We start from the raw sequence: 13,370 nt of genomic DNA, 5'->3' as shown, positions 1-13,370 counted from the left end.
GTATTCACATGCAAAAGATAAAGAAAATAGTAGACCTGACTCACAATCTTACCAATGGGACTGTGGTATATCCCGGGGATCCGGAGCCGAATATTACTGTTGCCACAACACTGGAAAAGGAAGGCTATAACCTGTCCCGAGTCATTGTAGGGACACAGTCAGGCTCACATGTTGATGCACCTTATCATTTCCGCAATGAAGGCAGCACCATCGATAAGATGGATCTGAAGCTCTTTATGGGGAATGCTGTGGTGATTAATGTCAATTATAAAAAGGCGAATGAAATGGTAACGCTGGAAGAAGTTTTGCCTTATGAAGAAAAAATTAATAAATGTGATATTGTGCTTTTTCGGTTTGACTGGTACAAAAAAATAGGAACAGAAGAATTTTTTGATCATCCGTTTTTATCCGGGGAAGTGGGAGAATTCCTTTTAGAAAAGGGAATTATGACCGTAGCTACCGATTGCATCAATCTGGACAGTACAGGCGGCACCGAATTTCCGCTTCATGATATGTATGCACAGGGTGAAGGTATCATTGCAGAAAATCTGGCACATTTTGATGAAATAGACTTTGAGGATCCATTTGTTATATTTCTGCCGCTAAAGCTCATTGGTGTGGATGGATCACCAGTCAGGGCGGTTGCAGTACAATTTGAGTAATCAGGAAAGTTTGGGAGGTTTTTATGTATCAGACGAAACGTGCACCAATGTCTAAAAAAACAATGATTGGTTATGGCGCACCAGGGTGGGCTACTTTATTCACCTTTACAATGTTTACGACATACGGACTCTATTTTTTTACAGATGTAGTGGGATTGGCCGCTTCCTTTGCCGGTTTGATTATGACAATCGGTACTTTATGGGATGCAGTTACAGATCCTGTGGTGGGTATGCTTTCAGATAAGTCGGATCCGGTTAAAGGGAGGCGGAGACCGTACATGTTCTGGGTTGCGATCCCATTTGGAATCGTTACCTGGTTATTATTTACTGATTTTGGTTTTGAAGGAACCTTATCAAAGGCTTACTTTATCATAGTTGCCGTTATATTCTATACAGCTCAGACCGTCCTTGACATCCCGTATACCGCACTGGCCGGAGAAATTACCGATGATTACGACGAAAGAAGCAAGCTTGGCAGCATCAGAATCGTATGGGCCTTGGCAGCTTGCATTTTCGGCGGCGGCGTCATGTATTTCACCAGCATGCTGGAGCCGTTGACCGGATCTACACAATCCGCATGGTCGGTATGTTTCGCAGTTTTCGGTTTACTATGTACCGTAAGCATTTTTATCGGCTGGAAAGCAACGGACGGCTATGAAAATAAAGAAGCAATTGTATCAGATAAGATCAGCTGGAACCTTATTAAAGAAGGACCGCTGAAAAATCGGTCTTTCCTTCATGTGGCCGGAGGCTTTATCTTTGGTATCATGGCACAATGTGTTTTCCTCGGTACTATGGTTTATTATTACTCCTATAATCTGGCCTTAAGCGAAGGACAAATTGCTACTGTTAACACACTAATGTGGATTATTGGACTGCTGTGGGTATATCCAGTAAACTGGATGTCCATACATTGGTCAAAGAAGATTTCCTGGTCCGTTTCTTTCGGGCTTTGGGGTTTATGCATGGTTCTGTTCCCGCTGGTTTTCAACGTACCTGGGAAGGTGGTTGCCCCGGTGATTATGTGTGGAATCCTGGTTGTAGGTTTGAACGCATTGTATCAGGTAGTATATGCATTGATTCCTGATTGTGTAGAGGTTGACGAATTGAAAACCGGCGACAGAAAAGAAGGCATTTTCTATTCGGCGGCCACGGTTTCTCAAAAAGTTGCATCTGCAGTAACCGTCAGTCTGGTTGGTATGATTCTGGGTATTATTGGCTATCAAGCAGGGGGCGTTCAGACAGAAGAAACCTTGAACGGTATTCTGTGGCTGTTTGCCGGTGGGACAACGGTCTGCTGTTTAATCAGTGTTCTTTTTATGGTAACCAATCCTCTGGATAAGAAAAGACATGCAGAGGTGGTCAAGGCTCTGGAAGACAAGAGAGCAGGCAAGGAGATTAACCTGGAAGACTTTAAAGACTTAATAAGAATATAAGGAACAAAAAAACCAGCGGCTGTCATTCATTTTGAAAAAATAAAGATGAAATAGCGTACGCTGAAATCAGGGGTGAAGCATGCAAAATATAAATGCCAAGCCCCTTCTTATTTGTTTGAAATACTTTAACAGAAAGGCGAAAATCATGACGGTAAAGAGACTTAAATTTAACAAAGAAAATTGTATCGGCTGCCAATTATGTATGCTGGCGTGTTCGGGAATGCATGAAGGCGTATATGCTCTTCATCTGGCAAGATTAGAAATCGAATCCTACTACGAGCAGGGAGAAGAATTAAAATTCGAGAAACATATCTGTTCTCTATGCGGAGTTTGTAAAAAACAATGTCCTGTTAATGCGATTACAATCATTGATAAAGTCTCGGTAGACAGGGATACTTGTACAGGCTGCGGCATCTGCGCTGAGAAATGTGCGTTTAAAGCAATTAAACTGAGGGAAGAGAAAGCCGTTATATGTGATACCTGTGATGGCGACCCTTGGTGTGTTAAAATGTGCCCTCATGGAGCATTGAGTTTTGAGTAGCAGGGATTGAGTAACAGGAGGAGTTAGAAAATGCAGGGATATCAAAACAAAATTCTACGAGTTGACCTAAATAATAAAGAAATAATTACAGAGCCTCTTAACACCAGGTGGGCAGAGAAATATATCGGGGGAAAAGGCTTAGCAATCAAATATTTATATGAAGAATTAAAGGCTGGAATTGATCCTCTTTCCGCAGAAAATAAGATGATCCTGATGACAGGTCCTTTTACCGGAACCCCGGTTCCATGTTCAGGCAAATTGTCCATAGCATCTAAATCCCCCGCAACAGGAACAATTCTGGATTGTTCCATAGGCGGGCATGCTGCCAATCGAATAAAGTATGCGGGCTATGATGCTATTGTGCTGGAAGGCAAGTTGGACCAGCCAGGGTATTTATTGATACAGAACCATAAAGTAGAATTCAAGAATGCCATAGAACTGTGGGGCAAAGGCTCCCATGAGACGGAATCCATATTAATCAATAAATATGGAAAACAGGCATCTATACTATCCATTGGTCCGGCAGGAGAGAATCTTTTAGGGACAGCTTGCATCAATTCTGATTATTACCGTCAGGCAGGCAGAGGCGGTATTGGCGCCGTAATGGGAAGCAAGAATCTTAAGGCCATTGTAATCATTGGTACCGGCAGTGTTAAAGTGCATGATATCGTAAATACAACCAAGAGAATACACGAAATTTTAAGAGAAGATACCTTGACAGATTCAAATCTCTGGACATTCTCAGATGGTACTGCATGTTTTGTGGAAGCTTGTAATGATGGCGGCATTCTGCCCGTTAAAAACTTTTCTGATGCCACTCTTGAAAACTGGTCTCTCTATAGTTCAGAAAACATGAAGGCAAATCGGTCAGGTAAAAAAGGCTGCGGAAGCTGCGGCTTAGGATGCGGTAATTTTACAAAAATAAACGGAACTGCATGTGAAGGTCCTGAGTATGAAACGATAGCTGTCGCCGGACCTAATTGCGGCATCACTGATATCCATACGATTTTGAAATTTAATCAGATCTGTGATGATTTGGGAATTGATACCATCAGCACCGGAGATACCATTGCTTATGCCATGGAGATGACAGAAAAAGGATTGCATGATTTTGGCATCCGATTTGGTGAAGGAGATAAATTGATTGAATATCTTGAAATGATCGCGACAAAACGAGATGTTGGAGCTGAGCTTTGTCTTGGAGTGAAGAAGCTGGCTGAAAAATATGGAGGTAAAGATTTTGCAATGCATGTGAAAGGTCTTGAATACCCTCAATATGAACCGCGGGGCTCCTGGGCCACAGCATTGGCCTATGCAGTTTCAGACAGAGGCGCATGCCATATGAGAGCTTATCCGCCTGCGGAAGAGGTATATTCCGCATCGGTTCCCCCTTACACTTCAGAGGGAAAGGGACAGCTGGTTTATGAATTGGCAAAATATAGCGCTGTAAAATTCTCGCTGATTTTATGTGATTTTTGGGCACTAAGTATGGATAGAATGGCCGAGTTGTTAACAATTGTTACCGGGAAACAATTTTCAGAAGAGGATATGGATGATGTGGCAGAGCGTGTTTTACATATAGCGAGAGCATTTAATCAACGGGAAGGATTTGACCGAAAAGACGATACTGTTCCAAAGAGGATTATCAATGAGGCTCTAAAATCCGGAGCTGCGGCGGGACAAAGAATTCCGGAAGCCGATTTTACGAAAATGCTGGATGAATATTATGAAGCATTGGGATGGAACATGGATGGAACCGTTCCTATATGCCTGCTGGCAGAGTTATAGATAAATAGAAATACAGCAACTGAAGTAGTATAGAGGGTGAATGATATGAGAAAAGATAAAAAATTTGTTTCGTTAGAATTCAAAAATTCAATGATGATTCTAGTAATGATACTCATAAATAGTACCAGTATAGGATTCTTAGTACAGCACAGCAAAAGTATGCTGTTAATTTGGATGTTTATTTTATTTTTCTGTATCGTTTTTTTTACAATCTCATCTCGTATGACCAGAAAGTGGGTTGTAAGCCCTCTTGAAATGCTTTTAAATGCTGCAGAAAGTATAGCTGAGGGCTATCCAAATGTGAGTGTCACACAAAAAACCCAGGACCAAATGGGTGTATTTATTGGATCTTTTTCCAGGATGGCAGATCATATTAATAAACAATTTAATCTGATCCGCCAGATAGCAGAGGGTAATTTCAATTCTGATATTTTTGAAAGGAACGATCCGGGCTTCCTATTACATAACATGCGGCGTATCGTAAATGATCTAAACAAACTAAACGCAGAAAAAAATACATATGTCAAAATTCTGGATAGTATTCAGGTGCCTATATATATCATGGATAAAGAGTATCATGTTACTTTTGCCAATAAATCAGCGCTAGAGCACACAGTCGGTGAAATGGACAGGAAGGAGATTATCGGATTAAAATGTTATGAAATTTTCAATTGTGACAGAGAAGGCTGTAAAGGGCTCGATTCTGTCCAGCCCGATCAGGAAATCTCGTTTCTAAAGAATGAAGAGGGCCTTTGCATGAATGTAAGGATCTTTCCATATGAAGATAAGAAAGATGAGGTCAGCGGATATGTTGAAGTCTGGAATGATGTAACGGAATTTAAGAACATAGAGAGTAAAGTCCAATCTCATGTAACAGATCTGACTTCTAAACTAAATAATCTCTTGCAAACCTTAAATAAGCTTGAAAAAGGAGAGGTGGAGTTACCTCAATTGGAATTGAACCGAGAAAATAATGAAGGCCTTTATAACGCAGTCTATGTTATCGCTGATAATATGAAAGATTTAAATCTGGCAATCCATCATTTAAACGAGGCAGTTTTAAACGGAAATTTATTTTATAGATCGGACAGCGATTTAAAGGGCACTTTTAAACAGGTTATCGACGGGACACATGATATAATGGATTGCTATGTAAATCTTTTAGATAACATCAATTCATCCGTGTTAATCGTTGATCAGGATTATAATATACAATTTGCAAATCAGTTCGCTCTTGACTATTCGGTTGTAAATACAGGCAGGGATAAGGCAATCGGATCAAAATGTTATCATATCTTTGGGTGTGACAGAGAAGAATGCAAAGCAGCTGATTGTATAGGAAAAGATGAGAAGATTTCATTTATTGAGAGTGGATCAGGACTTGACTTTGCTGTTGATATGATTCCTTACAAGGACAAAGATGGTAAGATAAGAGGAATTATAGAGGTATCGAAAGATGTAACGGGACTTAAAAATACGGAAAGAAAAATTCAAAAGCAACTTGATTATCAGAAAAATGAAATAGAAAAGCTTATTACCAACTTAAATAAGCTGGAACTGGGCGATCTGGATCTTGTCGTATTGGAATCGGCAGGAGATGAAGATACGAAAGAAATTGCAGATAATTTTCATCAATTAAATCAGTCTTTAATGAAAAGTACAAATGCTATAAAAAATTATATTGAAGAAATTTCTGAGGTCCTTGCTGAAATTGCACATAAAAATATATCGAGAGGAATTGAAAGAGACTATTTGGGGGATTTTTACAGCCTTAAAAATTCAATTAATTATATTACAGATCAATATAATGTGATCCTTTCTGAAATTAGTTCAGCAGCAAATCAAGTTGAAATAGGTGCACAACAGGTATCACTTTCAAGTCAGGACTTATCACGCGGTGCATCAGAGCAAGCTGGTATAGTGGAGCAAATAGTAGCAACAATAACCAATGTAGCAGAACAGACGAAACAAAATGCAGTAAATGCAAATAAAGCAAATGGACTCTCTTCAAAAACAAAGGAAGATGCACAAAATGGCAAGCTGCAGATGCAAGAAATGCTTACTGCGATGAATGAAATCAAAGAATCCTCGAAAAATATAGGAAATATTATAAAGGTAATAGACGATATTGCCTTTCAAACAAATCTATTGGCTCTGAATGCTGCAGTTGAAGCGGCAAGAGCAGGTCAATATGGAAAAGGCTTCGCCGTAGTAGCTGAAGAAGTACGTAACTTAGCTTCAAGAAGTTCAGAGGCTGTAAAAGAAACCGCCAATATGATTGAAAATTCCATCCATAAGGTTGAAATCGGAAATCAAATGGTCATCCAAACTGCAGAATCACTGAATAAAATCGTCAACGATGTAACAGATACAGTTGAAATTGTTGGAACAATAGCGGAAGCATCCTTACAGCAGGCCGAAGCCATTGAACAGATTTATACGGGTATCAATCAGGTTTCAAAAGTTACACAGGCAAATACTGCAACAGCAGAGGAAAATGCAGCGGCCAGCGAAGAAATGGCCGGACAGGCAGAGTTGTTAAAAAGTCAGATTAGTGAATTTAAGCTTAAGGAAAATCAACCGGAGACTTTATTATTTGCTATGCAAAGTACCAATAGCCGATTTTAATATCAGCAAAAGGCAAAAACCAATAGACCAGCCGCCAAGGACGTCGGTAGGATAATGAACGCCCAGATAAATACGACTGAAACCAATGAGAAAGATCATGCAAGACAGCAGGACAGTGGCAATATTCGCCTTTGTCCTGTCTTTTATATATCGCCGGCAAAGCAGAATCATCATGCCATAGAATACCAGTACTGTCATGGAATGTCCGCTTGGATAACTGAAGCCTCCCTGATCAATCAAATGCAGGGCCAAATCAGGCCGCGCCCTGTGAAAGGTTATTTTCAATGCAGTCTGAAGAGTTGAGGAAATAATTGCGGAAATGGTCAAAGGTATTGCTATCAGCTTTCGTTTTGGGAAAAATAGCAGGAGCAGGATGCATATCACGGAAATAGTCTGCTTATTTCCCATGTAGGTGATGGTTCTCAGCACAAAGGTAAGCCCATCATTTCGCATCTCATAAATTTGCTCCCGTACCACCGTATCGAATAACAACGTATCATTTGCCATCACGATAAAGGTGATAACGGAAAAAATAATAAAGCTGAGTAAAGTGGCTGACTTTCTATAATCGAACATTTTCGTTTACGAACCTTTCTTCGACCGTACAATTGACCGTGTACAGCCTATCTATATATTATAATAGTTTTTAGTAGAAAAAACCATCTGCTTTATGATATGATAAAATGGCTGGTAAACATTACGTTTTGGAGGAGATTATGAAGAAACTATATAAAACTATATGCTTTGCAATCTGGATGTATTTCAATTTAAGACATCTCAGGGGTTTTCATTATAAGATAAAACATTTCAGGGAAGCCGGTGATGCAGTAAAGGAAAGAGAACAAATCCTAAATGCCACCACAACCTGGGGCAAAGGAATTATGAAAAAGTACAAAATAAAGCTTACGGTTACAGGCCTTGAAAATGTTCCGGAAGGACCGGTTGTGTTTGTATCGAATCATCAAGGCTATGCGGATATTCCCGTATATGGTGCAGCCATAACAACGAAGCAAATCGGATTTGTGGCAAGGATCAGTTTGGGCCAGATTCCGGTTTTCGGTGAATGGATCCGGGATATCAGAAGCGTATTCATCCAAAGGGATGATCCCCGGGCTTCTTTGAAAACCATAGAAGAGGGAATCGAACTTTTGAAACAGGGTTTCTCCCTGGTAATCTTTCCCGAGGGTACCAGAAGCAGAGGGCCTGAAATGGGCGAGTTTAAAAAGGGAAGCCTTAGATTGGCAACTAAGCCGGGAGTTCCGGTGGTGCCGGTTACCCTGAATGGTACCTACCACGTATATGAGGACAAAGGGTATGTACATCCCGGTGCCTCCGTAGAATTTTATATTCATCCGGCCATAGAGACAAAGGATATGCCTAAAACGGAAGCCAATAATCTTGCCGAAAAAGTAGAGGAGATTATTAAGACTAAATTGACTGAAATGAACAGCCAACAATAAATCATAAGATGAAAAATAGGAACGGGATCGGTACAAAAAGAAATTTTGAGACTGTTTCAAAGTTTGTTTATACCTCTTGGATGATGTAGTATAGCATTGACCAGGAGGTTTTTAAATGGGAAGATGAATTAAAAGGCTATAATTTCCCACCAATCCGAAATTCCAAATTGTGAATCTGTGTTCACCAAAATAAATTAAATTTTTTTTAAAATTTTGAAACATTCCCCTTAAAATCTTCCCCTAATAAATATACTGCTATAGAACAGTCTATTTTTTAGGAAGGGGTGAATGCATATGATTGTAACTCTTTTATTATAATTTTTTAAAGGTGCACTATGCGTTTTATTAAGAAAGGAAGGAAAAAATGAAAAAACTAATGAGAAAATCAGCGATATTTTTACTTGTGGCTATAATGTTGATGTCAAGTGTAACATTATCATTTGCCAACACTAATCAATTAGGTTTATTTAACAGAACATTAGCTATGAATATAGGATTATCAATTAGTAATGAGACTCTAAATAAAGATGGCTCAAAGTCATTCACTACATATAATGAAGCTGCTGACGTTACATCTTATTTTACACAAACTAATCAAAATAATGGCGATATCATCTACAAGATAGTGGAAGGCGAAAAGCAAGATGAAGTTACAATAAAACAAGACGGTTCTCTTTACCTAGATGGTGTTCCTGTTACATTTACAAAGGTTAGTAACGGTGAAACTAAAACAGATATGTTAGACATAAATCAACCAAATATTATTGTACCAAATGCACAACAAGTACATTCTTCAACAAATCCTCCTAGTGGCACTACGTCTCAGCAATTCAGTGATTATAGGGGATTGAATTCAACAGTGGTATCCTTTGGAGACAAATTAATAACTCAACTAACAATAGGTGCTTTGGGTATTATAATAGGCGCTTATGGCGGAATGGGTGTAACAATAGGAGTTATGGTTGCGGGAGCCATTTATGCCTCTATGGTGGCAATGAATCCTACAGCAAACGCTCTTTCTATTAAAGATTACACTTATTGGCATTATAATGGATTTAATTGCAGTCCAGGTACATCAGCTGAAAAACATTTTATGTACTATTACGCCTATCAGAATTTTACTGGTTTAATAGATGATTCTATATACTATAGAATTTGGACTTACTAAACATGGATTAATAATGATACTTTAATTTGTGAGAACGCTATGATAAATTATATTATATAGTTTAGGATAGCGTTCTTTCCTAAATTATAGACTATGTTATTTTTTTATCAGGCCGTGCTGAATTTTATCTAAATAAGAAGGTGCAATTTATGAAAATTTTTAAAATTAATTTTAATTTGTTTATCAAAGACGTTAAAATACCTTTGCATATATTAACCATATATGTGTTACTTGTTACTGTAGTAAAAATGCTTATTTTAAGCTACGTCCCTTTTATTGATGTCTATTATCCTTCCAAAGATGCGTTTCTTTTTGAATTAATTTATGTTCCCCTAGTTTTCTTTTTATTTTGTTTGTATGTTACCCATTTAAAAGTCAACAAAGTTTTTTTCACAGAAGGCAACAATAAGAAAATATTTCTTAGAAGCGCTTTTATTGTTGCCGGAGGAGTTTTCTTATCTCAATTCATTATATATTTATTAATAAAATGAGCATACAAGTTCCTCTTTCTTCATTTATGCCGGTTTGATGCAGATCGTTGTGATCCCGCTTATGCTCTCATGTGTTATCTGCTTTGGACCTTATGTTCCGGAGGCGGCGCTATCCTTGGTCAGACTTTGATCGTACTTATCTTTCTCAAGGATACGATACGAAAAAATTTCTTCCTGAATTGATGACCTATAAAATAAGAACCGCCAGAATTTCATCGGCGATCGCCTCGGGTCTTTTCCCATCAATTTTCACCGTAAAGGAAGCTGCCTCCTGATAGAGTGTTTCTCTTTTTTTGTAAAGATCCAGGAACTTCTGGAAGCGTTCTTTCTCGTCGGCCACATCCATAAAGGCAAAGGGTCTTCCGGTGTCACCGTTTACTCGTTCAAACAAAAGCCTTGGATTTCCCTCCAGAAACACAGTTTTTTGCTTTTTTAAAATCATACGATTCAAATCGTCCAGAATGATGCCGCCTCCGCAGGATATGACAACACCGCCTTGAAGCCCCGCAAAAGATTCATATTTACTTTTCTTATCCAGGACCCTGGGGGTATTCGTATTCTCGCCTGCCATGAGATCAGCGGCGCTGGACACCTGACAAAGCTTGTCCAGCAGCTCCGATTCTTTATTCCTGAATTCATGTTCCCCGTATTTGATAAACATGGTACGGATCGGCATCTTTTCAGCCCGTTCTATTTCAGTGTCCATATCCACAAGCTGAAAGCCCGTCCTTTCACTTAATATTTTGGAAACCGTTGTTTTTCCGGAACCCATATAGCCTATTAAAAATATACGATTGTTTTCTGCTTTCATGTTCACTCCTGTATTCGCTTAAGATCGCCGCCCATTACCAAGTAATTTGACAGACGTAATCTTACAGATGTAATTTGACGGTTGTAATTAGATTGTAACCACTTTATCTCTATCTATTTATTATATACGGTAGTCCGTGATGGTGACAACAGCAATTTTAAGTTGTAAAGCCATACCCGTTAGTATAGAATAAAAGTCGGGATAAGGATGTAACCAAAATTATTTGTGTAATATTGTGCATAATAATTATAGATTTTATTTTGGGAGAATCCTGGAGATTATGAAAATAAGATATGAGGTGGAAATATGAAAGAACCTGTGTTAATCGTTATGGCGGCCGGAATGGGCAGCAGATACGGCGGACTGAAACAAATGGATCCTGTAGGCTCTGCAGGAGAGTTGATTATTGACTTTTCGCTCTACGATGCGGTTATGGCCGGATTCAAAAAAGTGATATTCATCATAAAGAAGGAAATGGAAGAGGACTTCAGAGCCTTAGTGGATGATAAAGCAGGAAAATTTATCGAAATAGAATACGCTTTTCAGGATATCAATGATTTACCGGACGGCTTTACGGTACCAGAAGGAAGAGTAAAGCCCTGGGGTACTTGCCATGCGGTGCTGAGCTGCAAGGATAAGATCTCAGGCCCCTTCGCTGTAATAAATGCAGATGATTACTATGGTGCAGGAGCCTTCCAGTCTATGTATGAATTTCTGGAAAAGGCAGAGGACAAGGAGCGTTATTGCTACGCTATGGTAGGCTATCGGTTGGAGAATACCTTGACGGAAAACGGCCATGTGGCCCGCGGCGTTTGTGAAACTTCCCCGGAAGGCTATCTTACGGGAATTACCGAGAGAACCAAGATCATGTGGAGAGACGGCAAGATACAATACACGGAAAATGATACTGACTGGGTAACGGTTGCGCAAGGAACTACGGTATCCATGAATTTCTGGGGATTTACGCCTAGTATGATGACGGAAATGGAAGAAAGATTTCCCGCTTTTCTAGAAAAGGCTATGAAAGAAAACCCTTTAAAAGCGGAATATTTTCTGCCGCTTGCAGTGGATCAGCTTTTGAAGGAAAACAAAGCAGACATTAAGGTACTGGAATCCGCCGACCGTTGGTATGGCGTGACTTACCGGGATGATAAGGAATCGGTAATTGCAGCGCTGCAGTCTATGAAGGACAAAGGGTTTTACCCGGAAAAACTTTGGGGATAATGGGCGTGGGGGTAAGCATATGAATTATAAAAATGCATGGATCTATGGGGAGGATTTTACTTTTCATAAAGGCGGATTTACCGTCGCCAACGGGATATTTACGTCTATGGAAGAAAAGGATGACGCTGTCGATTTACATGAAAGCTATGTGATCCCCGGATTGATCGATATTCATTTTCATGGCAATTCCGGTTTTGATTTTTCTACCGGAGGTTTGGAAGGGCTTCACAGGATAGCAAGCTATCTTGCTGAACATGGAATCACGTCCTTCGCGCCGGCATCCATGACCTTGCCCGAGGAGACCTTGAAAAAGGCCTACGAACATGCTGTTCAATTCAGAAACCGGCAGCCGGAAGGGCTGGCAAGGCTGATGGGCATCAACATGGAAGGGCCGTTTTTCTCTCATGAAAAAAAGGGTGCTCAGGCCGAGGAACATTTAATACTTCCCGACTATGATATGTTTCTACGGTTAAATCAGGCAGCTGACGGATTGATAAAAGTTGTATGCATCGCACCGGAGCTTTCGGGAGCATTGGAGTTTATCAAGAAAGCCAAAGATATTTGCACGGTATCTCTGGCTCATTCCACAGCAGATTACGAAACGGCAAAGAAGGGATTTGAGGCAGGAGCGACTCAGGTGACACATCTGTTTAATGCAATGCCTCCGTTCTTACATAGAGCGCCTGGTATTGTAGGTGCGGCAAGGGATGCAGAACAGGTGTCGGTGGAATTGATCTGTGATGGTGCGCATCTTCATGAAAGCGTGATACGCGCTGCCTTTGCAATGTTTACGGCGCACAGGATTATCCTTGTAAGCGATTCTCTGTCGGCCTGCGGAATGCCTGAGGGCGTCTATGAATCCGGCGGTCAGAAAATCTACATGAAAAATGGTGCCGCCGTATTGGAGGACGGAATTACTTTTGCGGGATCGACAAAGGATCTTTTCGAATGTATGCAAATGGCTGTCTCCTTTGGAATCAGGCCGGAGGATGCAATTAGAGCCGCTACGATAAATCCGGCCAGGGCCTTGGGCGTTCAGGATCGGGTAGGCAGTATTTCCTCAGGGAAACAGGCGGATTTCCTTATCTGTGATAAAGAATTCCGGCTTAGGGAGTGCTATATCGGAGGAACCCTTGTATCCTGACAGTACCCGAATATCTG

12 protein-coding genes are annotated in these 13,370 nt (G+C 40.1%); 10 read left to right on the top strand and 2 right to left on the bottom strand.

Annotated elements, in window-relative coordinates:
• The first annotated feature begins 8 nt into the window (after positions 1 to 8).
• The 5 genes from KCX82_RS11025 to KCX82_RS11005 all read left to right on the top strand — a co-directional run bounded on the left by KCX82_RS11025 (position 9) and on the right by KCX82_RS11005 (position 7,055).
• Positions 9 to 662: a cyclase family protein gene (locus KCX82_RS11025; RefSeq protein WP_227018520.1), complete on the top strand. Its 654-nt coding sequence runs from the start codon at positions 9 to 11 to the stop codon at positions 660 to 662.
• Positions 663 to 685: 23 nt separating this feature from the next.
• The gene (locus tag KCX82_RS11020; protein ID WP_227018519.1) at positions 686 to 2,098 is read left to right on the top strand and encodes an MFS transporter; all 1,413 of its coding nucleotides are present in this window, start codon (positions 686 to 688) and stop codon (positions 2,096 to 2,098) included.
• Between the two features lie 79 nt (positions 2,099 to 2,177).
• A complete protein-coding gene (locus KCX82_RS11015) occupies positions 2,178 to 2,639 on the top strand; it encodes a 4Fe-4S binding protein (protein ID WP_227018518.1) in 462 nt (153 codons plus the stop codon).
• Positions 2,640 to 2,669: 30 nt separating this feature from the next.
• Complete coding sequence (locus KCX82_RS11010; protein ID WP_227018517.1) at positions 2,670 to 4,427, top strand: aldehyde ferredoxin oxidoreductase family protein; 1,758 nt, start codon at positions 2,670 to 2,672, stop codon at positions 4,425 to 4,427.
• 45 nt (positions 4,428 to 4,472) lie between these two features.
• Positions 4,473 to 7,055 carry a methyl-accepting chemotaxis protein gene (locus KCX82_RS11005; RefSeq protein ID WP_227018516.1) on the top strand — a complete coding sequence of 861 codons (2,583 nt, stop codon included), beginning with the start codon at positions 4,473 to 4,475 and terminating at the stop codon, positions 7,053 to 7,055.
• Here KCX82_RS11005 and KCX82_RS11000 read toward each other — a convergent pair.
• The gene (locus tag KCX82_RS11000) at positions 7,020 to 7,631 is read right to left on the bottom strand and encodes a phosphatase PAP2 family protein (protein ID WP_227018515.1); all 612 of its coding nucleotides are present in this window, start codon (positions 7,629 to 7,631) and stop codon (positions 7,020 to 7,022) included. The genes KCX82_RS11005 and KCX82_RS11000 overlap by 36 nt on opposite strands.
• Positions 7,632 to 7,771: 140 nt before the next feature.
• Here KCX82_RS11000 and KCX82_RS10995 point away from each other — a divergent pair, with 140 nt between their 5' ends.
• The 3 genes from KCX82_RS10995 (at position 7,772) to KCX82_RS10985 (ending at position 10,174) form a co-directional block, all read left to right on the top strand.
• Positions 7,772 to 8,515 (top strand): lysophospholipid acyltransferase family protein, encoded by a 744-nt coding sequence (locus tag KCX82_RS10995; RefSeq protein ID WP_227018514.1) that lies wholly within the window; start codon positions 7,772 to 7,774, stop codon positions 8,513 to 8,515.
• A 364-nt stretch (positions 8,516 to 8,879) separates the two neighbouring features.
• Positions 8,880 to 9,683 carry a hypothetical protein gene (locus KCX82_RS10990; RefSeq protein WP_227018513.1) on the top strand — a complete coding sequence of 268 codons (804 nt, stop codon included), beginning with the start codon at positions 8,880 to 8,882 and terminating at the stop codon, positions 9,681 to 9,683.
• A 149-nt stretch (positions 9,684 to 9,832) separates the two neighbouring features.
• The gene (locus KCX82_RS10985; protein ID WP_227018512.1) at positions 9,833 to 10,174 is read left to right on the top strand and encodes a hypothetical protein; all 342 of its coding nucleotides are present in this window, start codon (positions 9,833 to 9,835) and stop codon (positions 10,172 to 10,174) included.
• Between the two features lie 187 nt (positions 10,175 to 10,361).
• Here the strand turns inward: KCX82_RS10985 and KCX82_RS10980 are convergent, their stop codons facing one another.
• Positions 10,362 to 10,985: a shikimate kinase gene (locus KCX82_RS10980; protein ID WP_227018511.1), complete on the bottom strand. Its 624-nt coding sequence runs from the start codon at positions 10,983 to 10,985 to the stop codon at positions 10,362 to 10,364.
• 306 nt (positions 10,986 to 11,291) lie between these two features.
• On the opposite strand from KCX82_RS10980, the gene KCX82_RS10975 reads away from it, so the two are divergent.
• Both KCX82_RS10975 and nagA read left to right on the top strand, forming a co-directional pair.
• The gene (locus KCX82_RS10975; RefSeq protein WP_227018510.1) at positions 11,292 to 12,209 is read left to right on the top strand and encodes a nucleotidyltransferase family protein; all 918 of its coding nucleotides are present in this window, start codon (positions 11,292 to 11,294) and stop codon (positions 12,207 to 12,209) included.
• Positions 12,210 to 12,228: 19 nt separating this feature from the next.
• Complete coding sequence (nagA, locus tag KCX82_RS10970) at positions 12,229 to 13,353, top strand: N-acetylglucosamine-6-phosphate deacetylase (RefSeq protein WP_227018509.1); 1,125 nt, start codon at positions 12,229 to 12,231, stop codon at positions 13,351 to 13,353.
• Positions 13,354 to 13,370 lie beyond the last annotated feature (17 nt).

The sequence above is a fragment of the Sinanaerobacter chloroacetimidivorans genome (assembly GCF_018128545.1).
GTDB lineage: Bacteria > Bacillota > Clostridia > Peptostreptococcales > Anaerovoracaceae > Sinanaerobacter > Sinanaerobacter chloroacetimidivorans.
This window is presented reverse-complemented; position numbering and strand designations above follow the sequence as displayed.

Excerpts from the sequence above, each read along its gene's own strand:
- KCX82_RS11025 (WP_227018520.1), top strand. The coding sequence starts at position 9 with ATGCAAAAGATAAAGAAAATAGTAGACCTGACTCACAATCTTACCAAT.
- KCX82_RS11020 (WP_227018519.1), top strand. The coding sequence starts at position 686 with ATGTATCAGACGAAACGTGCACCAATGTCTAAAAAAACAATGATTGGT.
- KCX82_RS11015 (WP_227018518.1), top strand. The coding sequence starts at position 2,178 with ATGCAAAATATAAATGCCAAGCCCCTTCTTATTTGTTTGAAATACTTT.
- KCX82_RS11010 (WP_227018517.1), top strand. The coding sequence starts at position 2,670 with ATGCAGGGATATCAAAACAAAATTCTACGAGTTGACCTAAATAATAAA.
- KCX82_RS11005 (WP_227018516.1), top strand. The coding sequence starts at position 4,473 with ATGAGAAAAGATAAAAAATTTGTTTCGTTAGAATTCAAAAATTCAATG.
- KCX82_RS11000 (WP_227018515.1), bottom strand. The coding sequence starts at position 7,631 with ATGTTCGATTATAGAAAGTCAGCCACTTTACTCAGCTTTATTATTTTT.
- KCX82_RS10995 (WP_227018514.1), top strand. The coding sequence starts at position 7,772 with ATGAAGAAACTATATAAAACTATATGCTTTGCAATCTGGATGTATTTC.
- KCX82_RS10990 (WP_227018513.1), top strand. The coding sequence starts at position 8,880 with ATGAAAAAACTAATGAGAAAATCAGCGATATTTTTACTTGTGGCTATA.
- KCX82_RS10985 (WP_227018512.1), top strand. The coding sequence starts at position 9,833 with ATGAAAATTTTTAAAATTAATTTTAATTTGTTTATCAAAGACGTTAAA.
- KCX82_RS10980 (WP_227018511.1), bottom strand. The coding sequence starts at position 10,985 with ATGAAAGCAGAAAACAATCGTATATTTTTAATAGGCTATATGGGTTCC.
- KCX82_RS10975 (WP_227018510.1), top strand. The coding sequence starts at position 11,292 with ATGAAAGAACCTGTGTTAATCGTTATGGCGGCCGGAATGGGCAGCAGA.
- nagA (WP_227018509.1), top strand. The coding sequence starts at position 12,229 with ATGAATTATAAAAATGCATGGATCTATGGGGAGGATTTTACTTTTCAT.